Raw genomic sequence first — 24,177 nt, forward strand, 5'->3', positions numbered from 1 at the left:
GCCTCCATCGGTATCGCTCGCGCGCTCCGCTGGCCACCATTGATCGCGGCCAGCCTCGATCGACATCGATCTGCGATGCCGGCGTGCAACGCCATCGGCGGACCACTTTGGCGAGGGAATTGCATCGCCCGCGACGGACGATGGATGAGGGGTTGGCACATGGCTGCAGACGACAAGGACGCACCGCTGCGCGAGGACATCCGCCTTCTCGGCCGCCTTCTCGGCGAGGTGGTCCGCGACCAGGAAGGCGGCGAGATCTTCGCCTGCATCGAGCAGGTCCGGCAGACCGCCCTGCGCTTCCACCGCGACGAGGATCCGAGCGCGCGCGACGAGCTCGGCCAGATCCTCTCCGGCCTCTCACGGCACGGCACGACGCAGACGATCCGCGCCTTCAGCTACTTCTCCCACCTCGCGAACATCGCCGAGGACCAGCACCATATCCGCCGCAACCGCGCGCACCAGATCGCGCAGACCGCACCGCGCGACGGCAGCCTTGCCCTCGCCCTGAAGCGCATCTTCGCGAACGGGACCGACGCGAAGGGCCTGCGCGAGGCGCTCGCCAAGGCGCTGATCAGCCCCGTCCTCACCGCGCACCCGACCGAGGTGCGCCGCAAGTCCACCCTCGACCGTGAGCGCGACATCGCCGCCCTCCTCGCCGAGCGCGATCGCGGCGGGCTGACGCCGGAGGAGCGGGCCGTCGGCGAAGAGGAGCTCGAGCGCGCGATCCTGACGCTGTGGCAGACCTCGATCCTGCGGCGGAACCGGCTCGGCGTCGGCGACGAGGTGATGAACGCCCTCGCCTATTATGACTACACCTTCCTCAACGAGCTGCCGCGCCTCTACCACATGCTGGAGGACGCGCTCGCCGAGCACGGCAACGGGTCGAACGAGCCGCTGCCCGCCTTCTTCCGCATGGGCACCTGGATCGGCGGCGACCGCGACGGGCATCCCTTCGTCACCGCCGACGTCCTCGACGAGGCGACGACGCTGAACAGCGACAAGATCCTCACCCACTATCAGAGCGAGCTGGAATCGCTCGCGGGCGAGCTGTCCCTGGACGAGCGGCTCGTCTCGGTCAGCAACGAGGTCGCCGCGCTCGCGGACGACGCCGACGATTCGAGCCCGCACCGCCGGGGCGAGCCCTACCGTCGCGCCCTCATCGGGGTGAGCAACCGCCTCGCCGCGACGCGCCGCGCGCTCGGCCACCTGAACGGCGCGGCTCCCACGAGCGGCGCGCACCCCTATCCCGACGCCGCCGCCTTCCAGGAGGACCTCGCGGCGCTCCACCGCTCGCTCGCGGCGAACGGGTCGGCGCGGCTCGCGAACGGGCGCCTGCGCCAGCTCCGCCGCGCGGCCGACATTTTCGGCTTCCACCTCGCGACGCTGGATCTGCGGCAGAATTCCGACGTCCACGAGCGCGTCGTCGGCGAGCTTCTCCAGAAAGCCGGCGTGGTGGAGGATTATGCGGGCCTCTCTGAGGACGAGCGGATCGATGTCCTCTCGCGCGAGCTCGCCACCGCCCGCCTCCTCGCAAGCCCCTATATCGACTACTCGGAGGAGGCGGAGAAGGAGCTGAAGATCCTTCGCCACGCCGCCGCGGCACGCAAGCGCTACGGCAACGCCGTCATCGAGAACACGATCATCTCGCAGGCGAGCGCAGCGTCGGACATCCTGGAGGTCGCCCTGCTCCTCAAGGAGGTCGGCCTGATGCGGCCGACGGACCAGACGCTCGCCCTCAACATCATCCCCCTCTTCGAGACGATCGGAGACCTCAGGGCCGGTCCCGCCATCATGGACCGCCTCTTCAACCTGCCCGCCTACAAGCCCCTCCTCCAGAGCCGCGGGCGGATGCAGGAGGTGATGCTCGGCTACTCCGACTCGAACAAGGATGGCGGCTTCCTGACCTCCCGCTGGGAGGTGTTCAAGGCCGAGCACGCCCTCGTCGACGTGTTCGACCGGCATGACGTGCAGATCCGCCTCTTCCACGGCCGGGGCGGCTCCGTCGGCCGCGGCGGCGGGCCGAGCTACGAGGCGATCCTCGCCCAGCCGCCGGGCGCCGTCGCCGGCAAGATCCGCATCACCGAGCAGGGCGAGGTGATCACCGGCAAATATTCGAACCCCGAGCTCGGCCGCCGCAATTTGGAGGCGATCGCCGCCGCGACGCTGGAGGCGACGCTCCTGCCCCCCGTCGAGGCGAACACCTCGCCCGAGTTCATGTCGGCGATGGACGATCTGTCTGAGCGCGCCTTCCGCGCCTACCGCCACCTCGTCTACGAGACCGAGGGGTTCGCCCATTATTTCTGGTCGTCGACGGTGATCGGCGAGATCGCGAACCTCAATATCGGCTCGCGCCCCGCCTCGCGGAAGAACTCGCGCGCGATCGAGGATCTGCGGGCGATTCCGTGGGTGTTCGGCTGGTCGCAGTGCCGCCTGATGCTGCCCGGCTGGTACGGCTTCGGCACCGCGGTGAAGGGTTATCTCGACACCCACGGCGAGAGCGGCCTCCACACCCTCCAGGCGATGGGCCGGGACTGGCCCTATTTCGACACGCTCCTGTCGAGCCTCGACATGGTGCTGTCGAAGACCGACATCGCCATCGCCTCGCGCTATGCCGAGCTCGTCACCGACGAGGAGCTGCGCCGCCGCGTCTTCCCGCGGGTGCGCGAGGAGCTGAACCTCACGCGCGAGATGCTGTTCGAGATCACCGGCCAGTCCGAGCTGCTGGAATCGAACCCGCTGCTCGCCCGCTCGATCCGCAACCGCTTCCCCTATCTCGACCCGCTGAACCATTTGCAGATCGAGTTGATGAAGCGCCTGCGCGAAGGCGACACCGACGACCGCGTCAGCCACGGGCTGAAGCTCACGATCAACGGCATCGCGGCGGGCCTGCGCAACTCGGGCTGACCCGCGACGCCGAATGCGTGGCATGGCACACCCCCTGCATCGATGCAAAAACGTGTCGCTCCGATGGTCGAGCGGCACGTCATCGAGGGGACACCCATGCTCAAGTCGAACGGCTTCCGCGCTGCCTTGGCGGCGTCCGCGTTCCTGATCGGCGCGACCACGCTCGGTCACGCTCAGGAGTTTAGCAAGCAAAATTACAACTACAGCGAATTCGCGAAGAACGCCTTCTCCGAGGCAGTGGTCGTCACCGGCCCGGCGAAGTTCATCTACCTCGCCGGCATCGGCTCGGAGGATCCGAACGACGGCTCCGTCCGCCACGCCGACAATTTCCTCGAGCAGTGCCGCTTCGCCTGGTCGAAGGTGAAGAGCGCGCTCGAGGCGAACGGCGCGACGCTCGCCGACATCGTGAAAGCGACGAGCTACGTGACCGACATCCGCTACCGCCAGGAAATGCGCGACTGCCGCACGGAGACGTTCGAGGGCATCCCCCTCCCCCCGCACACCTTCCTTCACATCAACTCGCTCGCCCGGCCCGGCATGATGTTCGAGGTCGACGTGGTCGCCGCCGTCGCGGCCGACCAGTAGAAGCGCAGGGCGTCGGCCATTTTTAGGCCGACGCTTTCTCTCAAACACACGATCTATAGGAAATATCTATACGAAACCCAGAATTTGCGATTGGACGTCCGGGGTCGAGCGCCCTCTATCTCGACTTAGAAAAGGATGGAGTATCGCAATGGCTGATCGGCCCAGACTGACGACGACCGCCGGCGCCCCGGTCCCCAACAACCAGGACTCGATGTCCGCCGGAGAGCGCGGCCCCCTGCTGATGCAGGACTATCAGCTCATCGAGAAGCTCGCCCACCAGAACCGTGAACGCATCCCGGAGCGGACCGTCCACGCCAAGGGCTGGGGCGCGCACGGTGTCCTGAAGATCACGGGCGACATTTCGAAATACTCCAAGGCGAAGTGTCTCCAGCCCGGCGCCGAGACGCCGATGCTCGCGCGCTTCTCCACGGTCGCGGGTGAGGCCGGCGCCGCCGACCACGAGCGCGACGTGCGCGGCTTCGCGCTGAAATTCTACACCGAGGACGGCAACTGGGACCTCGTCGGCAACAACACGCCGGTCTTCTTCGTCCGCGACCCCTACAAGTTCCCGGACTTCATCCACACCCAGAAGCGCCACCCGAAGACCAACATGCGCTCGCCGACCGCGATGTGGGACTTCTGGTCGCTGTCGCCGGAATCGCTGCACCAGGTCACGATCCTGATGTCGGACCGCGGCCTGCCGGTCTCACCGATGCACATGAACGGGTACGGCTCGCACACCTATTCGCTCTGGAACGATGCCGGCGAGCGCTACTGGGTGAAGTTCCACTTCAAGACCCAGCAGGGCCACAAGCACTACACCAATGCCGAGGCCGAAGAGGTCGTCGGCAGGACGCGCGAGGGCTACCAGGAGGCGCTCTTCAACGCGATCGACGGCGGCGACTTCCCGCGCTGGACGATGCAGATCCAGGTGATGGCCGAAGCGGACGCCCTCAACCAGCCGTTCAACCCGTTCGACCTCACCAAGGTGTGGCCGCACGCCGACTTCCCGCCGATCGACGTCGGCACGTTCGAGCTGAACCGCAACCCGGACAATTATTTCGCCGAGATCGAGAACGCCGCCTTCTCGCCCTCGAACATCGTCCCCGGCATCTCCTGGTCGCCGGACAAGATGCTCCAGGCGCGGATCTTCTCCTACGCCGATGCGCACCGCTATCGCCTCGGCACGCACTACGAGTCGATCCCGGTGAACCGGCCGAAATGCCCGGTGCACCACTATCACAAGGACGGTGAGATGAACGTCTATGGCGGCATCACCACCGGCAACGAGAACGCCTATTACGAGCCGAACTCGTTCAATGGCGCGTTCGAGGACCGCACGGCGCAGGAGCCGCCGCTGCGCGTCTCCGGCGACGCGGCGCGCTACGACCACCGCGCCTATGACGACTATGAGCAGGTGCGCGAGCTGTTCGTGAAGGTGCTGGAGGCCGACGAGAAGGAACGCCTTTTCATGAACATCGCCGGCACCTGGGGCGCCGTGCCGGAGGTGATCTGCGAGCGCCAGCTCGCCGAGTTCAAGAAGGTCCACCCGGACTACGAGGCCGGCGTGCGCAAGGCCTGGGAGAAGGTGAAGGCGGAGGGCGGCTACAAGCCGAACGCGGCCCCCGTCACCGACAAGACCCCGCAGCAAACCTCCGGCGACGCCGGCGACGGCAAGCCCGTCACCGAAGCGGCGGAGTAAGCCACACTGGCGGCGGCGGCGAACCCGCTGCCGCCTCCTCCCTTCGGCGGCGCGGGGTCTATTCGCCGAGCACCCTGCGCCGCTCCGCCTCCCCGCCATGAAGCTCGCGTTCGTAGATGCGGCTCGCCTTGCGGGCGCGGAACGCAGCGCCGACCGCCTCATAGGCGCGCACCGCGCCGTCGAAGTCGCCGGCGATCAGGTGGCAGTAGGCGACCGAGGCCTCAGCGAGATCGCGGCTCAGCGTCTCCCTCCGCGCAAACAGCTCGGAGAAATCGCGGTCCAGCATCGCGAACGTCGCCCGCACGTTGGCGATGCGCTCCTCCAGCGTGAACGCGTCGGCCGCGATCTTGCGCACGGTGGCGGGCGCGATCTCTTCGCGAAAGCGCAGGAAAGGCGTGCAGTCCTTGGCCCCGCCGATGATCTCGCCATGCTCCAGGAGGAGCGGCAGCGCGTAGGCCTGGAACGGCAGGCGCGCGCGGTTGAAATCCTGCCAGATCCAGACCGTCCTGCCGGGGATGATGTTGGCGGCGAGCTTGGCGAAGATCGCCTTCCACAGCGCCAGCGACTTCGCCGCATCGATGTGCGCGATCTCGACGCCGCGCGGCGCCGGGAAGCTCGCGAGGTCTTTCAGGAGGTCGAGCCGGACGGGCTTGACGATGGCGGCGACCGGCGCGGTCTGCCGGTGAAAGATCGCGAGATCGTCCGCCTCCTCGGCAAGGCTCGTGAAGGCCTTCTTGGCGTGCCCGTCGAACCGGTCGAAGCAGACGACGCGCCCGGCCTTCTCGGCGGCCTCACCATCCGCGACACCCGCGGCGAGGCAGTAGCTGGAGCCGCCTCCGGCGCAGCCGATGTCCCAGATGTCCCCCGCGCCGCTATAGGCGTAGCGGCCGAGCGCGTAGAGCGCCTCGCGCTCGAAGGGCGAGGTCTGCGAGCGAAGCCCCTTCAGCTCGGCCGCGCGGTCCAGCGGTGAATGGGCGGGGCAGCCAAGGCTCTTCACGAGCGACTCGGCGAGCATCGTGGCGGGCGCAATATCCCCCATCACGCAATTCCTTATCTCGAAATAAGTGGCCCGCCGGCGGCTCCGAACCGCAGGCGGCAAACTCATCGGTCAAAAATCAAACGCCGCCCTCGGTCGCGGCCAACGCCGCGCCGAGGGTCAACGCCCACGAAAATTAGGATTTAGGCTTATCGCGGTTCAGGCCGCATTGCACGGCCTAAGATTGTCACATCAGCCGGTCGGCCGCACCGCGGCGCGCATGTTGTCCGGGAGCCATGTCGCGAGCTCGGGGAAGGCGATCAGCACGAACACCATCAGCACCATGATGAGGAACATCGGGAACGCGGCGCGCGCGATGAACGTCATCTCGTGGTTCGTCATCCCCTGGAGGACGAAGAGGTTGAAGCCGATCGGCGGCGTGATCTGCGCCATCTCGACCACCACCACGATGAAGATACCGAACCAGATGATGTCGATCCCCGCCTGGCGGATCATCGGCTCCACCACCGCCATCGTCAGCACCACCGAGGAGATGCCGTCGAGGAAGCAGCCGAGGACGATGTAGAAGACGAGGAGCACCATCAGGAGCTCGAAGCGCGACAACTCCCACGAGGCGATGAGGTTCGCGAGCCCGCGCGGCAGCCCCGTGAAGCCCATCGCGAGCGACAGGAAGGCCGCCCCCGCGAGGATCAGCGCGATCATCGCCGAGGTCCGCGTCGCGCCCATCAGCGAGGCGGTGAAGGTGGACCAGGTGAGCGAGCGCTGCGTCGCGGCGAGCACCAGCGCGCCGATCACGCCGAACGCCGCCGCCTCCGTCGCCGTCGCGTAGCCGAGATACATCGACCCGATGACGACGCTGATGAGGATCAGCACCGGGATCAGGAAGCGCGAATTGGATATACGCTCGCGCAGCGACATCGACGGTTCGGGCGTCGGATTGTAGTTCTTCGCGATCTTCGAATAGATCGCGACGTACGCCATGAAGAGCGCCGCGAGCACCAGGCCCGGCAGCACGCCCGCCATGAAGAGACGCGTGATCGATTCGTTGATGGTGACGCCGTAGACGATCAGCGTGAGCGAGGGCGGGATCATGAGGCCGAGCGTCGCCGCGCCCGCCAGCGTCCCGATGACGAGGCGCTCGGGATAATTGCGGCGCCGCAGCTCCGGGATCGACATCTTGCCGACGGTGGTCAGCGTCGCGGCCGAGGAGCCGGAGACGGCCGCGAAGATCGTGCAGCCCACGATGTTGGTGTGGATGAGGCCGCCGGGGAGCGATCGCATCCACGGACTGAGGCCGCGGAACATGTCTTCGGACAGGCGTGTCCGGTAGAGGATCTCGCCCATCCAGATGAAGAGCGGCAGCGCCGTCAGCGTCCACGAGGAGGACGAGGACCACACCGTCGTCAGCATCGCGTCGCCGACGGGGCGCGTGGTGAAGAGCTCCATCCCGACAAAGGCGACGCCGAGAAGGGCGAGCCCGATCCAGACGCCCGTGCCGAGGAGCAGGAAGAGGATGAAGAGGAACAGCGCGATGATCGAGACGTCTTGCATCGCCCCTACTCCCCGTGGCTCTGCTCGACGACGTTCTGCTGAACGCGGTGATTGCCGTCGGTGAAAAGGGCGATGAGGCTGTCCGTCAGCGCCAGCGCGAAGATGAAGGCGCCGAGGAGCATGATCGACTGCGGCATCCAGAGCGGCGTCGCGTCAGGCCCCTGGCTGATGTCGTTGAACTTCCACGACCAGTAGATGAAGCGCACGCCGTAATAGACGAAATACCACATCAGCGCCGTCGCGATCCCGAAGCACCAGATCTCCACGATCCGCCGCGCCTTCGGCGGCACGGAGGAGAGGAGCAGCGAGACGCGGATGTGGGCGCCCCGGTTCAGCGCATGGGCGAAGGCGAGGAAGGAGGCGGCGGCCATCGCGTAGCCCGCATAGTCGGGGGCGCCGGGAAACACCTCGCCCGTCCAGCGCGCCAGCATCTGGAGAACGATCAGCACCAGAATGGCGATGAGGCAGAGCGCGGCGAGGATCGCGGCGCCGAAATAGATCCCGTCGAGGATCGAGCGAACTGTCTTGACCATGAGCGTCCGGCGGCTGGAGAGCGCCGGGCGCCGAGGCACCCGGCTTCACGTCGGGGAAGGTGCCGGGCGGGGTGTCCGCCCGGCGACGCTCGTCAGTTGCCCCTGTAGGCCTTGACGATGGCCTGACCGGTCTCGCCGGCATCCTTCAGCCACTCCTCGGTCATCGTGTCGCCGATGGCGCGAAGGTCGGAGGCGAGCTGGTCGGACGGCGCCTCGACGCTCATGCCGTTCTTGGCGAGTTCGCCGAGGGTGAAGTCGGTGTACTGCACCGCGCGCCAGTAGCCGGCATATTCGGCGAGCTTCGCGCAGCCGAGGATGACGTTCTTGTTCTCCTCGGACACGCCCGACCAGATGTCGCTGTTCACGAACACGTAGTTGCGCGGGATCCAGGCATCGACCGTGTAAAAGTTGGTGAGGCTCTCCCACACCTTCCGGTCATAGCCGGTGGCGCCGGAGGAGATCATCGAATCGGCGACGCCGGTCGCGAAGGCCTGCGAGATTTCCGCCGCCTCGATCTGCACCGGCAGCATCTTCGTGAGCTCGGCAAGGCGGGCCGTCGCGTTGTTGTAGGAGCGGAACTTCACCCCTTCCATGTCGGCGACGGAGTTGACCGGCTTCTTGAAGTAGATGCCCTGGGGCGGCCACGGCACCGAGTAGAGGAGCGTGAGGCCCTGACTTTCCAGAAGCTCCTCGAAGGCGGGCTTGGCCGCTTCCCAGAGCTTGTCATGGTCGGCGAAGGAGGTCGCGAGGAACGGGATCGAATCGAACCCGAACAGCGCGTTCTCATTCTGGTGCGCGGAGAGGAGGCGCTCGCCGATCGGGGCCTGCCCGGTCTGCACGGCGCGCTTGATCTGGTCGCCCGGGAAGAGCGAGCCGGAGGCGTGGGTCACGATCTCGATGTCGCCACCGGTACCGGTCGTGACGCATTCGGCGAACGCCGCTGCGGTCTCGGAGTGGAAATTGCTCGCGGCATAAGCCATCGGCATGTCCCACTTTTCTGCGTAGGCGGACGCGGACCAGACAGTCGCGATCGCGGTCGCAACGAACAACGCGGTCTTGCTCATCCCAAGTCTCCTTTTTTGGTTCGGTCTAAGGTTGCGCACCTGTGGTGAAGCGTGATGGGGCGAACGCAGCCATGTCAACGTTGGGTTTTCGTCCCGACAGCAGCTGCGCGAGAAGCCGGCCTGTTCGTGGTCCACACGTCAGGCCGACATGCTGGTGGCCGAAGCCGAGGAAAGCGCCCTTCACCTTGGGCACCTCCCCGATCATCGGCAGGGAATCGGGAAGGCTCGGACGGTGGCCGAGCCATTCCCGCTGCTCGGTCCAGGTGAGACCGGGCATGGCGGTGCGGATATTCTCCTCGAGGAGCGCAACCGGACGGCGTGAGGGCGGCGCGTCGAGCCCGCCGAATTCCACGATGCCCGCAAGGCGGAGCCGCCCCGCCATCGGCGTCGCGACGAACTTGCCGGCGATCACCGAGGTCGGCGATTTCGGCATCTGGTTCACGCCATAGAGTTCCAGATGATAGCCGCGCTCGCTCTCGAGCGGCACGGTGAGGCCGAGCGAGCGGGCGAGCGGGGCGGACCAGGCGCCGAGCGCGATCACCACGGCGTCGGCGGCGATCGTCTCCCCGTCGACGCGCACGCCGGTGACGCGCCCGTTCTCCTGGACGATCCCCTCCGCCGTGCCGGTGACGAGCTGCGCCCCCTCGCCGACCACATGGGCGGCGAGCGCCTTCACATAGGCGCCGGGGTCGCTGATGAAGCCGTGCCCCGGCACGCGCACGAGGCAGCGAATGTCCTTCGCAAGCGCCGGGTCGTAGGCCTGGACGGCGTCGCCCTCCAGCACCTCCCACTCATAGCCGTGCTTCTTGCGGATGCCCCAGCCGAACGCGTCGCCGGCATAGTGCTCGCGGTCGCGATAGGCGAACACATAGTCCGAGGGAACGATATAGTCGGCCGCCGGCGTCCCCTCGGCGACGGCCCGGTGCTCGCCGATGCTGTCGGCCGTGATCTCGGCGAGCGCGGCGGCGATGCGCTGCGTGTCCGCCGGATTGGCGTTCTTCAGGAACTGGATGAGCCAGGGCGCGACCTTCGGCAGATACCCCCACTTCAGGAAGAGAGGCTGGCGCGGGTCGAACAGCATCTTCGGCGCCTTGCGGGCAAGGCCCGGCACCGAGACGGGCACGATCGAACAGGAGGCGAGCATGCCGGCATTGCCGTAGCTCGTCCCCTCGCCCGGCCCCTGCTTGTCGATCAGCACGACCTCGTGCCCGTCGCGCAGCGCCCACGCCGCCGTCGAGACGCCGACGATGCCGGCGCCGATCACCGCCACCTTGGTCATGCGGACACCGTCGACGCGGTCGCGTAGTGGGCAAGCTTGCCTTCGTCGGGGAGGATGCCGAGGCCGGGTCCGTCGGGGACCACCACGTCGCCGCCTTCGATGGGGAAGGGTTCGGTCAGGATGTCGTCCACGAGATAATATTTCGCCTGATAGAATTCGCAGCCGAGCGTGATCGCCGGCGCCGCAGCGATGGTGTGCACGCCCGCGAGATGGGCAAGCCCCGTCTCGAACATGTCCCCGCCATAGGCGGTGAGGCCGGCGGCCGCCGCCATCTCCGCCACCGTCAGCGCGCGCCGCGGGCCGCCCGACTTCATGATCTTGACGGACACGCCGTCGCAAATCCCCTCCGCGACCGCGCGCATCATGTCCTCCGGCCCGAAGACGCTCTCGTCGGCGATGAGGGGGACATCGATTTCGTCGCGCAGCCGCGCCATCAGCGCGAACTGGTCGTGCCGCACGGGCTGCTCGATGAAGGTCACGCCCATGTCGGCGACATCGCGCACGGCACGGGACGCCTCTCCCGGCGAAAGGCCCTGGTTGTAGTCGACGCGCACGTCGAGATCGCCATGTTCGGCTGCGAGACGCTCCAGTCGCATCATGTCGAATGGATGGTCCCGCACCCCGGCCTTCAACTTCACAATCCCGACCCCGTCCGCCTTCAAGCGTTCGACGAGAGCAAGGTCCGCGCCAAAATCGGGGTCGGCGAGCGAACAGGAGAGCGGAATGCGGTCCCGGCAGCGCCCGCCGAGGAGGAGCCAGACCGGCACGCCGGCGATGCGTCCGGACAAATCGAGGAGCGCGGTCTCGAGCGCCGCCTTCGCGTCGGTGCAGAAGGCGACGGCCTTGCGGGCCCGTTCCATGATGGCGGCGATGTCGCCGACTCGCGCGCCGACGACGAAGGGGCGGATATAGCGGTCGAGCGCGGCGTAGGCGGCCTCGGGCGTGCCGGTGAAGACCGACCAGGGCGAGGCCTCGCCATAGCCGACCGCCCCGCTCTCGGATGTGAGGCGCACGATGACCACCTCGACCGCCCCCGCCACGCTGCCGATCCCATGGTCCCGCTGGGAGGCGACCGGCAGCTTGAGGAGCCAGAGATCGAGCGCGACGATGCGTTCGTCGGCGCTCACGCGATCCACTCGGAGACCGGAGCGGCGGCCTCGTGGAGCGGCTGGGAGATGATGTCGACGAGGGTCGGGCCGTCGTGGGCGACCGCCTCGCGCAGGACGCCCGGAAGCTCCTCCGGATCCTCGACGCGCCAGCTCCTGACGCCGAACGCGCTCGCGACGGCGGCATGGTCGGTCCGGCCGAAATCGACGTTGTAGAAGCGCTGGCCGAAGCCGGCATTCTGCCCCGCCTTGATCCACCCGAAGGTCGAGTTGGAGAAGACGATCGCGGTGATCGGCATCCGGTGGCGCACGATCGTCTCGAACTCGCCGCAGCAGAAATTGAACGAGCCGTCGCCCATGACCGCGACCGTCTTCACGTCCGGACGGCCGACATGGGCGCCCATCGAGGCGGCGAGCGCGTAGCCGAGCGCGCCGTGGGCGCGGTTGGTGATGAAGTTGCGTCCGGCCGTCGGCCAGCGATAGTGCGCCGAGAAATAGGGGCACGGCGTGCCGGGATCGGCGACGATCACCGCGTCCTTGTCGAGGACGTTCATCAGCGCCTTGATCGCCACCTCCGGACGGATCGGCCGGTCGTGGCTGAGGGCGAGCGCGTCGAACGCCTCGCGCTTCGCCCGCCACGCCTCGGCCGCGCGGGCCGCGCCGCCCTGCCCGGTGAGGGTGCGCGTCGCAAGCGCCTTCGCGAGCGCACCGAGGGCGAGCTTCGCGTCGGCCGCGATCGCGACCTCGGTCTGGTAGTTCGCGCCGATCACCATCGGGTCGCTGTCGATGTGGATGATCGTGCGGCCCGGCGGGGGCGAGCGCCAGCGCTCCGTCGTCACCGAACCGGCGCGGCAGCCGACGAACATGACGACGTCCGCCGCGTCGACGACGGCGCGGGTCGAGGGCGCGCCGCCATTGGAGCCGACGACGCCGAGGGCGAGCGGATCGGTCTCGGCGATCGCGCCCTGGCCGGAGACGGTGGTCGCGACCGGGCAGTCGAGCGCCCGCGCCACGGCGGCGAGCTCCTCGAACGCGCCGGCGATCACCGGACCGCCGCCGCACACGATGACGGCCGCGCGGGACTTCGCGAGGATGTCCGCCGCCGCCTCGATCGCGTCGGGGTCAGGCCCGGCGCGCTCGGACGGGAAGGTCTGGTGGCGCGGGTCGGCCCAGATCTCGGACTGGGAGACCGCGCCCTTCTGCGTGTCGAACGGGAAGGCGAGATGGACCGCGCCCGGACGGCCGGTCGTCATCGCGCGGAAGGCGGCGCGCACCATCGCGGGGAGCCGCTCCGAATTGTCGAGCGTCGCGTTCCACTTCGTCAGCGGACGGAACAGCGCCACCTGGTCGAGCTCGGTCAGCGGATACTTGCCGCGCGCCGTCGTCGACACGTCGGTCGTGATCGCCATGATGGGGATGGAGCTCTCGTTCGCCTCCACGACGCCGGGGAGGATGTAGGTCGCCCCGCCCCCCGACGGCCCCTCGCACACGCCCGGCCGCCCGGTGACGCGGGCATAGGCGTCGGCCATGTAGGCCGCGTGCCGCTCGTCGCGCGTCAGGATGTGCTCGATGCCGTGATCGAGCTGAGCCAGAGCGTCATAGAAGGGCAGCGTGGTGTCCCCGCAAAGGCCGAACATGTGCTTGACGCCATAGGCTTGGAGGAGGCGCACCATCGCCTCGGCGCCAGTCATTTCATTGGTGCGTGCCGTCATGGGGTTCCGTCTTGTGTTTCTTGTGGTTGGGTCGGATGGAGTGATGCGATATCGAGCCGCGACGCGGACGACCCTGTCAAGGAGCGAGGCCCACCAGAGGCTGCGAATGTCCGCGCGAGGTCAAAAGGGTTGGAGACGAGGATGACCATCTTCCGCCGGACACGGCTGATCGAATGGGGCGAATGCGACGCCGCCGGGATCGTGTTCTACCCGAATTTCTATCGGTGGATGGATGCGCACTACCACGCGCTGACCAACACGCTGGGGTTCGACCAGCGCCGCCTGCAGAGCGATTTCGGCCTTCTCGCGACCCCGCTCGTCGACACCGGGTGCAGCTTCCGCTCCCCGTCGAGCTATGGCGACGAGCTGACGATCGATTCCACGATCACCCATCTCGGCAACACGAGCTTCCGCCTCGCCTACGTTTTTGCGCGCGGTGACGTGCTGGCTGCGGAGGGATTCGAGACGCGCGTCTTCGTCCGCCTCGGCGAGAAGGGGATCGAAAAGGCGCCGATCCCGGAGGCGATCCGCGCCCTCTTCACCCCCTACCTCACCCCAGCCTGAGGGGCGTCAGAGACGGTTGACGGTCCGCGCGGCGCGCCACAGGGCGAACTGCTCGCGCCATCCGCCGGACTCCGGCGGGGCGAGCGGCCGGCGGCGGATCGCGCCGAGCGGCTGCCGCGCGGCGATGGCCGTCAGGAACGCGGCGCGTGCCGGGGCGGCGACGCCGGGCAGAAGGCCGCGCATCGCCTCGTGCGCCGCCTCGCCATGGTCGAGAAGGGCGATGACGGTCGCCTCCGCCCGCTCCGGCAGCGTCCCTTCCGTCAGATGCTGCGCGATGTCGCCGTCGACGGTCTCGCGCAGCACGCTCTCGGGGGCGAGCGTGTGGCCCGCATGGAAGCGCGGCACGAAGCGCCGGGCGGCGGCGAGCGAGGTTAGCGCGACGCCCGCATAGCCGGCCGCGCGCGCGGCGGTGCGGGCCGCATCATACCCCGCCCCCTCCCCGAGCGCGTGGACTGAGAGCGCCATCGCGGTGAGCTGGACGGCCGCGCCGTGCGTCTCGCCGGCATAGCCGTCGAAGGCGTCGAAATCGGCGAAGGGGTCGGCGTAGAGGTCGTGGATGTGCGCCTCGCTCATCGCGACGAGCGTGTCGGCGGGCCAGCCATAGCGCGCCATCGCCTCCCGCAGCGCGAGGACCAGCGGCACCGCCGCGCCCTCCCCGAAGCCCTGGTCGCGGATCGCGTCGCGCCACCATTGGAGGCGGATCTCGGCCGCCAGCGGATCACGCGCGGTGGCGACGACGCGGCCGAGCTCGATCCGGTAGGCGGCGAGCGCGTGGAGCGCGGGGCGCACCGGCTCGGGCGCGAAGAGAGTCGCGAGGAATTGGACGCGGTCCCCGGCGCGGACGTCGGCGGACAGGTCCATCACGCGACCGCGAGGAAACCGGCCGCGACGCGCCGCTCCTCGGAGATCATGACGTTGAAGGTGCGCACGGCGGCGCCCGTCGTCATGGTGTCGAAGCGCAGGCCCGCGGCCCGCATGGTGCGCACGATCGCGGTCGTCGGCGGCACCGGCACCGTGCCGACGCCGAGGAGGAGGACGTCGATCTCCGCCTTCTCCTCGAGGACGCGCTGGAGCGCGTCGGGAGTGATCTCCTCGATCGTGCGCGGCGCCCAGCCGTAGATGCCGGAGGGCAGGCACAGGATCGAGCCGACATGGCTCATCTCGGCGAAGCGGAAGCCCCCATTGCCGTACGCATCGATCGGCGAACGGCCGGGGAAGTGCGCGTCGCGGATGACGAGCCCGGCCGCCATCAGGCCCCGGCGGGCTCCGCCCCTTCTTCGCTCGTCTCGTCCGTGTCCTCGTCCCCGCCCGTCGGCGCCGCGCCACGGCGCAGGTTGAGGAGGATGAGGAGCGGGGCCGCGATGAAGATCGACGAGTAGGTGCCGGCCACGATGCCGAAGATCATGGCGATCGTGAACGAGCGGATCACCTCGCCGCCGAAGATGACGAGCGCGATCAGCGCGAGCACCGTGGTGATCGAGGTCATCAAGGTGCGCGACAGCATCTGGTTGATCGACAGGTCGATCAGCTCGGACAGGGGCAGACGCTTGTATCGTCGCAAATTCTCGCGGACGCGGTCGTAGACGACGACCGTGTCGTTCAGCGAGTAGCCGACGATCGTCAGCACCGCCGCGATCGATGTCAGATTGAACTCGAGCTGCGTCACCGAATAGAGCCCGATCGTCAGGATGACGTCGTGGATCGTGGTGACGACGGCGCCGACGGCGAAGTGCCATTCGAAGCGCAGCCAGATATAGGCCATGATCGCGAGGAGCGCGCCGACGACGGCGATGGCGCCCGCCTGGGCAAGCTCGCCCGAGACGCGCGGGCCGACGACCTCGACGCGGCGGAAGTCCGCGGCCTCGCCGTAGATGTCGCGCAGGAGGATGACGCCGCGCTGCTGGGCCTCCTCGCCGCCCGGCTGCTGCTCGATACGGATCATGACGTCGGTCGGCTCGCCGAACTCCACGATCTGCACGTCGCCGAGATTGAGCGTGCCGATCTCCTGGCGCAGGTCCGCGACGTTCACGGGCTCCTGGAAGCGGAGCTCGATCATCGTCCCGCCGCGGAAGTCGATGCCGTAATTCATGCCGAACACGCCGAAGAGGGCGAGCGACAGGAGCGACGTCACGATCGAGAACACCATCGCAGTCTTGCGATAGCGCATGAACGGGATCTTGGTGTCGCTGGGAAGAGAGAGCATTTTCATCGGCTTACACCGGAATCGTGGTCGGCCGGCGATGGCGGACCCAGAGGGCGACCATCAACCGCGTGAACAGGAAGGCGGTGAAGACGGTGGTGAGAATGCCGATGGCAAGCGTCACCGCGAAGCCGCGGATCGGGCCGGAGCCGAGCTGGAACAGGATGACGGCCGCGATCAGCGTCGTGATGTTGGCGTCGAGAATCGTGCCGAGCGCGCGGCTGAAGCCGGCGTCGATGGCAAGGATCGGCGTTCGTCCGGCCCTCCCCTCGTCGCGGATGCGCTCGTAGATCAGCACGTTCGCGTCGACCGCCATGCCCATGGTGAGGACGATGCCCGCGATGCCCGGCAAGGTCAGCGTCGCGCCGAGGATCGACAGGAGCCCGAGGATCAGGACGACGTTGGTGACCAGGGCGATGTTCGCGAAGACGCCGAAGAGGCCGTAGACGGCGATCATCGAGCCGGCGACGAGCACCGCCGCCACGATCGCCGCGATCTCGCCCGCCGCGATGGAGTCGGCGCCGAGGCCGGGGCCGACGGTCCGCTCCTCGACGAGCGTCAACGCGGCCGGCAGCGCGCCGGCGCGCAGCAGGATCGCGAGGTCGTTCGCGGACTGGACGGTGAAGGAGCCGGAAATCTGGCCGGAGCCGCCGGTGATGGGCTCGCGGATGACGGGGGCCGAGATCACCTCGTCGTCGAGGACGATGGCGAAGGGACGGCCGACATTCTGGGAGGTGACCTGGCCGAACTGGCGCGCCCCGGCGGTCGTCAGCCGGAAGGTCACGACGGGCTCGTTGGTCTGCTGCTGAAACGAAGGCTGCGCGTCGACGAGGTCTTCGCCCGAGAGGAGCGGCTGCTCCTCAACGACGTAGGGCCGCATCGGCTCGACGGGATCGTCCTCCGAGGTCGACAGCACCATCGTGCCCGCGGGGGGCCGTGTGCGCAGCGCCTCTTCCCCGGAGATCGAGGTGTCGACGAGATGGAAGGTGAGCTGCGCGGTGGTGCCGACGAGGCCCTTCAGCTGCTCGGGATTGCCGCCGGGCGCCTCGACGAGGATGCGGTCCTCGCCCTGGCGCTGGATGTTCGGCTCGGTCGTGCCGAGCTCGTCGATGCGGCGGCGGACGACTTCGATCGACTGGTCGACGATGGAGCGGATGCGCTGGGCAAGCCCCTCCTCGGTGAAACTCAGGCGAAGGGTGTTGTTCGACCCCTCGGTGAGCTGGAACTCATCCACCGCGCCGGAGCCGAAGAGGCCGCCGGCGAGTGGGTTCGTCAGCTCCGACAGGCGCTGGCGCGCCTGGTCGAACTGGGTGGCGTCGCGCACGCGGACCTGAACGCCGCCATCGACCACACCGAGGCCGGTATAGCCGATGCGCGGTTCGGTCCGCAGCGCCTGTCGCACATCGCTCGTCAGCGAACGAAGCCGCTTGTCGATATAGTCCTCGCGGTCGACCTCATAGAGGAGGTACGCGCCGCCCTGCAGGTCGAGACCGAGGACGATGCGCTCCTTCGGCAGCCACGACGGCATCGCGTCGACCATGCTGCGAGGGACGAGGTTCGGGATGAGGGCAACCACCCCGATGATGATGACGAGGACGATCGCGGTCGTCTGCCAGCGGGCGAAGTGCAGCATCAGTCGTTGGCGGCGGGTTCGGGCTTTGTGCGCACTTCCGTGATCGTGGAGCGCACGATCCGAACCGGCTGGTTCTCGCCAAAACGCACTTCAACCTCGTTGTCATCGACGATCTTGACGATCTTGCCGATCAGGCCGCCGGCAGTGACGACCGTGTCGTTGCGTTTCAACGCCGCGATCATCGCCTGGTGCGACTTCATCCGCTGCCGCTGCGGGCGGATGATGAGGAAGTACATGATCACGAAGATCAGCAGGAACGGGGCGAGCGAGATTATGAAACCTGCACCGCCGTCGCCGGCGCCAGGAGCCTGAGCGAAGGCTTCGGTGACGAGCATGGGACAACCTTTGAAGTGGGCGCGGCCGACGCACGCAGTCCCCCGCGCACAGCCAGCCGCCAGTCGTGCGGACGTAACCTCTCCGCCGCCCGATTGCAACGCGCCCGTGGTGCGCGCAACAGTCCTTCTTGACAGATAGCTGTGGCGAACAAAGGGCAGACCGCCGCATTTGCAAAGACGGATCACTCGCTTCATAGGAGGAGACGATCCCCTCCCCGCCGCGTGTTGACGGTCGCCCGCGACCAGCCGTCGCTGCGGCGAAGTCTGCCCGATAGTCTTCAGGAATGCCGTTCGATCGATGACAACGCCCGTCTGCGCCCATATCGCGCTCGGCAGCAATCTCGGCGACCGTGACGCGCTGATCGATGCGGCCGTCGCCGCGCTCGGCGACACGCCCGGCATCACGGTCACCGCCCGCTCCAGCCGCTACGCGACCGCGGCGCTCCTGCCGGACGGGGCCCCGCCCTCGTGGAATATCGACTATCTGAACGAGGTGGTCGCGATCGAGACAACGCTCGCCCCCGCCGCGCTCATCGCGCGCACCAAGGCGATCGAGGCCGCGCTCGGCCGCCGTCCGGCGGAGCGCTGGGCCCCGCGCCTCATCGACATCGACATCCTGAGCTATGGCGATTCGGTGATCCGGGAGGACAATCTCGTGATCCCCCATCCGGGCCTTGCCGCGCGCGCCTTCGTGCTCGACCCCTGGGCCGAGATCGCGCCGGACTGGCGCCATCCCGTGCTCGGCAAGACCGTCCTCGAACTGAAGAACGCGCTCGACCGGTCATGACGAAGCTCGTCGGCATCCTCAACATCACGCCCGATTCCTTCGCGGAGGCGGCGCCGCGCGTCGCGGCCGACGCAGTGCTCGCCCACGCCGAGCGGCTGATCGCGGACGGGGCGGACGTGATCGATGTCGGCGCCGAATCGACGCGGCCGAACGGCGTCGCCCTCTCCCCCGAGGCCGAATGGGAGCGCCTCGCCCCGACGCTCGACGCGATCGTGCGCATGGCGGGGTCGGCCGGCATCCCCGTCAGCCTCGACACGCGCCATGCCGGGACGGCGGCGCGCGCCCTCGATCTCGGCGTCGACTGGATCAACGACGTCACCGGCTTTGCCGACCCCGCGATGCGCGCGGTCGTCGCGCGCCACACGTGCCCCCTCGTCCTCATGCACTCGCTGACGGTGCCGGTGGATCCGAAGATCAAGTTGCCGCCCGGCGACCCGTTCCCCCCGATCCTCGCCTTCTTCCGCGACCGCCTCGACACGCTGGCGCGCGAGGGGATCGCGGCCGGCCGCGTCATCCTCGACCCCGGCCTCGGCTTCGGCCCCTCGCCGGACCAGGCGATCGCGATCGTCGCGCGGGTCGGCGAATTCCGCGCGCTCGGGTGCCCGATCCTCGTCGGTCACTCGCGCAAATCCTTCCTGACCCTGTTCACCGATCGCCCGGCACCGGAGCGCGACGACGTCACGCTCGCGCTGTCGGCCTTCCTGTTCGCCGCGAATGTGGACTATCTGCGCGTCCACGATATCGCGCGCCACAAGGCGCTGCGCGATCGTCTATCTCCCCTCGCACCGGCGGCCGCTTCCTAGCCGCCTCAAGAAGAGCCTGAAGAGTCGGCCATGTCCACGAACGAAGACCTCCTCGCGCGCCTCGACCATCTGATCTCCGTGCTGGAGCGCTGGGCGCCGCCCGCCCGCCCCAAGCCGGATTTCGATGCCGCGGACGCCTTCATGTGGCACGCCGAGCGCGGCGAGCTGACCCCCGTCCCGGCCGTCAGCCGCGTCGACATCCACCTCCTCAAGGGGATCGACGCCAACCGCGACCGCCTGCTGGAGAACACGCAGCGCTTCGCGGCGGGCCTGCCGGCCAACAACGCCCTCCTGTGGGGCGCGCGCGGGATGGGCAAGTCCTCCCTCGTGAAGGCCGCCCACGCCTCGATCCCGGGCCTGAAGCTCGTCGAGATCCACCGTGAGGACATCGCGAGCCTGCCGCAGCTCATGACGATCCTGCGCCCCACCGCGCACCGCTTCATCATCCTGTGCGACGACCTCTCCTTCGACGCGGGCGAGACGTCCTACAAGTCGCTGAAGGCGGTCCTCGATGGCGGCGTCGAGGGGCGGCCGGAGAACGTCCTCTTCTACGCCACCTCGAACCGGCGCCACATCCTCGCGCGCGACATGGTGGAGAACGAGCGCGGCAGCGCGATCAATCCGGGCGACGCGGTCGAGGAGAAGGTCTCCCTCTCCGACCGGTTCGGCCTCTGGCTCGGCTTCCACCGCTGCTCGCAGGACGAATATCTCGCGATGGTGAACGGCTATGTGAACGCGTTCGGGATCGAGGTCGCGGCGGACGATCTGCGCCACCAGGCGCTCGAATGGTCGACGACGCGCGGTTCGCGCTCCGGCCGCGTCGCCTGGCAGTTCGTGCAGGACCTCGCCGGCCGCCTCGGCGTGCCGATCACCCTCTGACAGTCACCCGCTGCCGCGCGGGACGCCCCCCAACGCAAAAGGCCCCCGGACGTCTGTCCGGGGGCCTTTTTTCGTGCGGGGTGCGATGGGGTCGATCAGGCGCCGGAGAGGTGCGGCAGCGGATCGACGGGCTTGGACTTGCGGCGGAGCTCGAAGTGGAGCTGGGGCTGCTCCACGGAGCCGGTCTTGCCGACATTCGCGATCAGCTGGCCGCGCTTCACCTTGTCGCCACGGGAGACCTTCAGCTCCTCATTGTGGGCGTAGGCGGAGACCCAGTCGTCCTTGTGCTGGACGAGGATCAGGTTGCCGTAGCCCTCCAGCTCGTTGCCGGCATAGATCACGGTGCCCTCCTCGGCGGCGTGGACGGGCGTGCCGGCCGGGACCGCGAGGTTGATGCCGTCATTGCGGGCGCCGTCGGCCTGGATGCCGAAGCCGGCGATGATGCGGCCGCGGACCGGCCAGCGGAAGCCCTCGGCACCGCCGGAGTCGGCGCCACCCGAGACGTCAGGCGTCGCGTTCGCGGTGGCGGCGCGCTCCTGCGCGGCCTCGGGGGCGGCGTCCGTCATCGTCGGGGTCGGGGACTGGGCCGGCGGCAGGGAGGCGACCTGCGTCTCCTGCGCGGCGGCCGGGCCCGCCGCACCCGCGGACGGGATGCGCAGCGTCGTGCCGGTCATCACCGTGCCCGTCGGGGGCAGGTTGTTGAGGCGCGCGACCTCCTGCTGGGAAACGCCGTGCTTGGTGGCGATGGAATAGAGCGTGTCGCCGGGCTGGACGACATAGCGGCCTTCCTGGGCCTGCGCGTTCAGCGTCATCGCCGGCGCGCCGGTCACCGTCTCGGCCGCCATCACGGTCTCGGTCGCGACCTCGGGCGTCGTCGTCGCCGGCTGGTCGCGATAGACGTAGGTCGGAATGACGAGGCGCTGGCCCGGACGGATCTGGGACGCGTTGGTAAGGCCGTTCGCCTCCAGGATCACGTTCACGGGAACGCCGAAGCCCTTGCTCAGCGTCTGGGCGTTGTCCGCGCTCGTCACCTCGACGATCGGCGCACCCTCGACGCTCCAGCCGCGATCACGCAGCGTCTTCGGAGTCTGGATGTTGCCGCTGGTGTCCGCCGCGGCGAGAGCGTTCGGGCCGCCGAGCGGGCTGAGGTCGCTCGACTCGATGGCCGCGGTCTGTTTCGCCGCCGAGCCGGCGAAGAGCGGCCCCTCGGTGAGCCGCATCGCCCCCGAGGAACAGCCGGCTGCGAGACCGGCGAGGGACGCAACCAGGACGATCCTTGCAGCGGCTGAATGCCCGAAACTTTGCAGCCTATCGCGCATCACTCGCACCCCTCTGCGCCAGGAAATTACAGGCCCAATAAGGCGCGTCGAGACGCTAACGAAACTTTAAGATCCTGGTCAGAATTGCCCGCAAACTCTTGGATTTTGAGTTGCTTTTCTCCATCCGCGGGAAGTGTTGCAGGCGTGTCACAGAACGTCTGCGACACCTGCGACCATCGGCACAAATCGCACATCGGCGATCCGTTCGCCCTCGAGCCCGTCGGCGGTCAGGCGGCATTTGAGCAACTCCTGCGTGTGCTCCTGATCGCCGATCGGGGCTACCAGAATGCCGTCCAACTTGAGCTGAGAGACGAGCGCCTCGGGCACCGCCGGCGTCGCCGCCGTCACGATGATCCTGTCATAGGGGGCGTGCTCGGGCCAGCCGTCATGACCGTCGCCGACGCAGAGCGACACGTTGTCGATCCGCAGCACCCTGAGGCGCTCGGCGGCGAGCTCGGACAGGAGATGATAGCGCTCCACCGAGTAGACGTGGTGGGCAAGGCGGGACAAGATCGCCGTCTGGTATCCCGATCCCGTGCCGATCTCGAGGACGGTCATCGTCGGCTCGAGCTCCAGCGCATCGGTCATCATGGCGACGACGGTGGGCTGGGAGATGGTCTGCCCGCAATCGATGGGCGCCGCACGGTCCTGGTAGGCCAGGCGCTTGTGCGGCGCACTGAGGAAGAGCGATCGCGGCACGCTTTCGAGGACCGCCAGCGTGGCCCGTGAGGCCACGTTCTGCCGGCGAAGGTGCATCGCGAGCTCGGCTCGCGCGATCGCCTCCTCGTCTTCGCTCATTCAGCCGATATGCGGTCGAACCCGGTATACGGCAAGAGAACGTCCGGGATGCGGATCGAGCCGTCCTCTTCCTGGTAGTTCTCCATGACCGCGATGAGCGCGCGGCCGACGGCGACGCCGGAGCCGTTCAGCGTGTGGACATAGCGCGGATGCGCGTCGGGCTCGGGCCGATAGCGCGCCTCCATCCGGCGTGCCTGGAAGTCGCCGCAGACCGACACGGACGAGATCTCGCGATAGGTGTTCTGGCCGGGGAGCCAGACCTCGATGTCGTAAGTGCGCTGCGCGGCGAAGCCGATATCGCCGGTCGAGAGGGTGACGACGCGATAGGGCAGCCCCAGAGCCTGCAGGACGGCCTCGGCGGAGGCGGCCATCCGCTCCTGCTCGTTCAGCGACTCTTCCGGCGTCGTGATCGCCACGAGCTCGCACTTGGAGAATTGGTGCTGGCGCAGCATGCCGCGCGTGTCGCGCCCGGCCGAGCCCGCCTCGGAGCGGAAGCAGGGCGTCAGCGCCGTCACGCGCAGCGGCAGCGCCGTCGCGTCGAGGATCTGCTCGCGCACGAGGTTGGTGAGCGGCACCTCCGCGGTCGGGATCAGCCAGCGCCCATCGGTGGTCTTGAAGAGGTCGTCGGCGAATTTCGGCAGCTGCGCGGTGCCGAAGACGGCCGCGTCCCGCACCAGCAGCGGCGGGCTCACCTCGGTGTAGCCGTGCTCCCGCGTGTGGAGGTCGATCATGAACTGGCCGAGCGCGCGCTCCAGGCGGGCGAGCTTGCCCGTCAGGATCGTGAAGCGCGCGCCGGCGAGCATCCCCGCCTTCTCGACGTCCATGAGGCCGAGCCCCTCGCCGATCGCGTCGTGCTCCTTGGGGGCGAAGGCGAAGGTGCGCGGCGTGCCGACCCGGCGCAGCTCCACATTGTCGCTCTCGTCCGCCCCCTCCGGGACCTCCGGGAGCACCATGTTGGGGAGCGCGGAAAGCTCGGTCAGCAGCGCCTCGTTCGCCTCACGCTCGGCGTCCTCGCCAGCCTGGATCTCGGCCTTCAGCGTCGCGACCTCGTCGATGAGCCGCTGCGCCTCCGCCTCGTCCTTGGAGGCCTTCGCCTTGCCGATGGCCTTCGACGCAGTGTTGCGCTTCGTCTGCGCCTCCTGGAGGCGCGAGATGACGGAGCGGCGGGCATCGTCAAGGGAGAGGAGACGGGCGGCCGCAGGCTCAAGCCCGCGCTTCTTCAGCGCGGCGTCAAAGGCGTCGGGCGCGTCGCGAACGGCGCGAATATCGAACATAGGTCCTACTCAGCGGTGGTTGTCGGAAGAACCGGGCGCTCCCCATCCTCCAGGCTGGTGGACCTATACAGCCCGACATCCGCATTCACCATAGGCGCAGGCGGGACGCGGAGGCGCGCAAACGAAAAGGCCAGCCGCGCGATGCGCACGGC

The 24,177-nt window shown here is 68.3% G+C and carries 22 protein-coding genes; 7 read left to right on the top strand and 15 right to left on the bottom strand.

Features of this window, described 5'->3' with window-relative positions; translation table 11 throughout:
* Nucleotides 1-159: 159 nt before the first annotated feature.
* The 3 genes from ppc to DBV35_RS17635 all read left to right on the top strand — a co-directional run bounded on the left by ppc (nt 160) and on the right by DBV35_RS17635 (nt 5,191).
* Complete coding sequence (gene ppc, locus DBV35_RS17625) at nt 160-2,904, top strand: phosphoenolpyruvate carboxylase (protein WP_108661608.1); 2,745 nt, start codon at nt 160-162, stop codon at nt 2,902-2,904.
* A gap of 96 nt (nt 2,905-3,000) precedes the next feature.
* Entirely contained in the window at nt 3,001-3,489 is a 489-nt protein-coding gene (locus DBV35_RS17630; protein WP_170134969.1) for a RidA family protein, read from the top strand.
* Nucleotides 3,490-3,637: 148 nt separating this feature from the next.
* Complete coding sequence (locus DBV35_RS17635; protein ID WP_108661610.1) at nt 3,638-5,191, top strand: catalase; 1,554 nt, start codon at nt 3,638-3,640, stop codon at nt 5,189-5,191.
* Between the two features lie 58 nt (nt 5,192-5,249).
* On the opposite strand, the gene DBV35_RS17640 is transcribed toward DBV35_RS17635, so the two are convergent.
* From DBV35_RS17640 to DBV35_RS17670, 7 genes are all read right to left on the bottom strand, one after another.
* Nucleotides 5,250-6,230 carry a class I SAM-dependent methyltransferase gene (locus tag DBV35_RS17640; protein WP_108661611.1) on the bottom strand — a complete coding sequence of 327 codons (981 nt, stop codon included), beginning with the start codon at nt 6,228-6,230 and terminating at the stop codon, nt 5,250-5,252.
* A 189-nt stretch (nt 6,231-6,419) separates the two neighbouring features.
* On the bottom strand, nt 6,420-7,739 hold the full coding sequence (locus DBV35_RS17645; protein ID WP_108661612.1) for a TRAP transporter large permease: 1,320 nt from the start codon (nt 7,737-7,739) through the stop codon (nt 6,420-6,422).
* Between the two features lie 5 nt (nt 7,740-7,744).
* Nucleotides 7,745-8,272, bottom strand: a complete 528-nt coding sequence (locus DBV35_RS17650; RefSeq protein WP_108661613.1) for a TRAP transporter small permease — start codon at nt 8,270-8,272, stop codon at nt 7,745-7,747.
* Nucleotides 8,273-8,364: 92 nt separating this feature from the next.
* The gene (locus DBV35_RS17655; RefSeq protein WP_108661614.1) at nt 8,365-9,336 is read right to left on the bottom strand and encodes a TRAP transporter substrate-binding protein; all 972 of its coding nucleotides are present in this window, start codon (nt 9,334-9,336) and stop codon (nt 8,365-8,367) included.
* A gap of 25 nt (nt 9,337-9,361) precedes the next feature.
* Complete coding sequence (locus tag DBV35_RS17660; protein ID WP_108661615.1) at nt 9,362-10,615, bottom strand: NAD(P)/FAD-dependent oxidoreductase; 1,254 nt, start codon at nt 10,613-10,615, stop codon at nt 9,362-9,364.
* Nucleotides 10,612-11,742, bottom strand: a complete 1,131-nt coding sequence (locus tag DBV35_RS17665) for an enolase C-terminal domain-like protein (protein ID WP_108661996.1) — start codon at nt 11,740-11,742, stop codon at nt 10,612-10,614. Before DBV35_RS17665 ends, DBV35_RS17660 begins: the two co-directional genes overlap by 4 nt.
* The gene (locus tag DBV35_RS17670) at nt 11,739-13,433 is read right to left on the bottom strand and encodes a thiamine pyrophosphate-binding protein (RefSeq protein ID WP_108661616.1); all 1,695 of its coding nucleotides are present in this window, start codon (nt 13,431-13,433) and stop codon (nt 11,739-11,741) included. The genes DBV35_RS17665 and DBV35_RS17670 overlap by 4 nt, the downstream gene beginning before the upstream one ends.
* A 141-nt stretch (nt 13,434-13,574) precedes the next feature.
* On the opposite strand from DBV35_RS17670, the gene DBV35_RS17675 reads away from it, so the two are divergent.
* A complete protein-coding gene (locus DBV35_RS17675; RefSeq protein WP_108661617.1) occupies nt 13,575-13,997 on the top strand; it encodes an acyl-CoA thioesterase in 423 nt (140 codons plus the stop codon).
* Between the two features lie 6 nt (nt 13,998-14,003).
* Here the strand turns inward: DBV35_RS17675 and DBV35_RS17680 are convergent, their stop codons facing one another.
* Genes DBV35_RS17680 through yajC form a run of 5 tightly spaced genes read right to left on the bottom strand, consistent with a single transcriptional unit; the run spans nt 14,004 to nt 18,165 of the window.
* Nucleotides 14,004-14,858: a squalene/phytoene synthase family protein gene (locus tag DBV35_RS17680; protein WP_157961823.1), complete on the bottom strand. Its 855-nt coding sequence runs from the start codon at nt 14,856-14,858 to the stop codon at nt 14,004-14,006.
* Complete coding sequence (locus DBV35_RS17685; RefSeq protein ID WP_108661619.1) at nt 14,858-15,247, bottom strand: Mth938-like domain-containing protein; 390 nt, start codon at nt 15,245-15,247, stop codon at nt 14,858-14,860. The genes DBV35_RS17680 and DBV35_RS17685 overlap by 1 nt, the downstream gene beginning before the upstream one ends.
* Nucleotides 15,247-16,206, bottom strand: a complete 960-nt coding sequence (gene secF / locus DBV35_RS17690; RefSeq protein WP_108661620.1) for a protein translocase subunit SecF — start codon at nt 16,204-16,206, stop codon at nt 15,247-15,249. Before secF ends, DBV35_RS17685 begins: the two co-directional genes overlap by 1 nt.
* A 4-nt stretch (nt 16,207-16,210) precedes the next feature.
* Nucleotides 16,211-17,830: a protein translocase subunit SecD gene (gene secD / locus DBV35_RS17695; RefSeq protein WP_108661621.1), complete on the bottom strand. Its 1,620-nt coding sequence runs from the start codon at nt 17,828-17,830 to the stop codon at nt 16,211-16,213.
* Nucleotides 17,830-18,165, bottom strand: coding sequence for a preprotein translocase subunit YajC (yajC, locus tag DBV35_RS17700; protein ID WP_108661622.1), 336 nt, complete (start codon nt 18,163-18,165; stop codon nt 17,830-17,832). The genes secD and yajC overlap by 1 nt, the downstream gene beginning before the upstream one ends.
* Before the next feature lie 298 nt (nt 18,166-18,463).
* Here yajC and folK point away from each other — a divergent pair, with 298 nt between their 5' ends.
* Genes folK through DBV35_RS17715 form a run of 3 tightly spaced genes read left to right on the top strand, consistent with a single transcriptional unit; the run spans nt 18,464 to nt 20,634 of the window.
* Entirely contained in the window at nt 18,464-18,952 is a 489-nt protein-coding gene (folK, locus tag DBV35_RS17705) for a 2-amino-4-hydroxy-6-hydroxymethyldihydropteridine diphosphokinase (RefSeq protein ID WP_108661623.1), read from the top strand.
* The gene (folP, locus tag DBV35_RS17710) at nt 18,949-19,755 is read left to right on the top strand and encodes a dihydropteroate synthase (RefSeq protein WP_108661624.1); all 807 of its coding nucleotides are present in this window, start codon (nt 18,949-18,951) and stop codon (nt 19,753-19,755) included. Before folK ends, folP begins: the two co-directional genes overlap by 4 nt.
* A gap of 30 nt (nt 19,756-19,785) precedes the next feature.
* Nucleotides 19,786-20,634: an ATP-binding protein gene (locus DBV35_RS17715; protein WP_108661625.1), complete on the top strand. Its 849-nt coding sequence runs from the start codon at nt 19,786-19,788 to the stop codon at nt 20,632-20,634.
* A gap of 95 nt (nt 20,635-20,729) precedes the next feature.
* Here the strand turns inward: DBV35_RS17715 and DBV35_RS17720 are convergent, their stop codons facing one another.
* From DBV35_RS17720 to serS, 3 genes are all read right to left on the bottom strand, one after another.
* Nucleotides 20,730-21,854 (bottom strand): peptidoglycan DD-metalloendopeptidase family protein, encoded by a 1,125-nt coding sequence (locus tag DBV35_RS17720; RefSeq protein WP_170134970.1) that lies wholly within the window; start codon nt 21,852-21,854, stop codon nt 20,730-20,732.
* Nucleotides 21,855-22,100: 246 nt separating this feature from the next.
* Nucleotides 22,101-22,751, bottom strand: coding sequence for a protein-L-isoaspartate(D-aspartate) O-methyltransferase (locus tag DBV35_RS17725; RefSeq protein ID WP_108661627.1), 651 nt, complete (start codon nt 22,749-22,751; stop codon nt 22,101-22,103).
* Complete coding sequence (serS, locus tag DBV35_RS17730; RefSeq protein ID WP_108661628.1) at nt 22,748-24,025, bottom strand: serine--tRNA ligase; 1,278 nt, start codon at nt 24,023-24,025, stop codon at nt 22,748-22,750. The genes DBV35_RS17725 and serS overlap by 4 nt, the downstream gene beginning before the upstream one ends.
* Nucleotides 24,026-24,177: the final 152 nt, after the last annotated feature.

Source organism: Acuticoccus kandeliae, assembly GCF_003073115.1.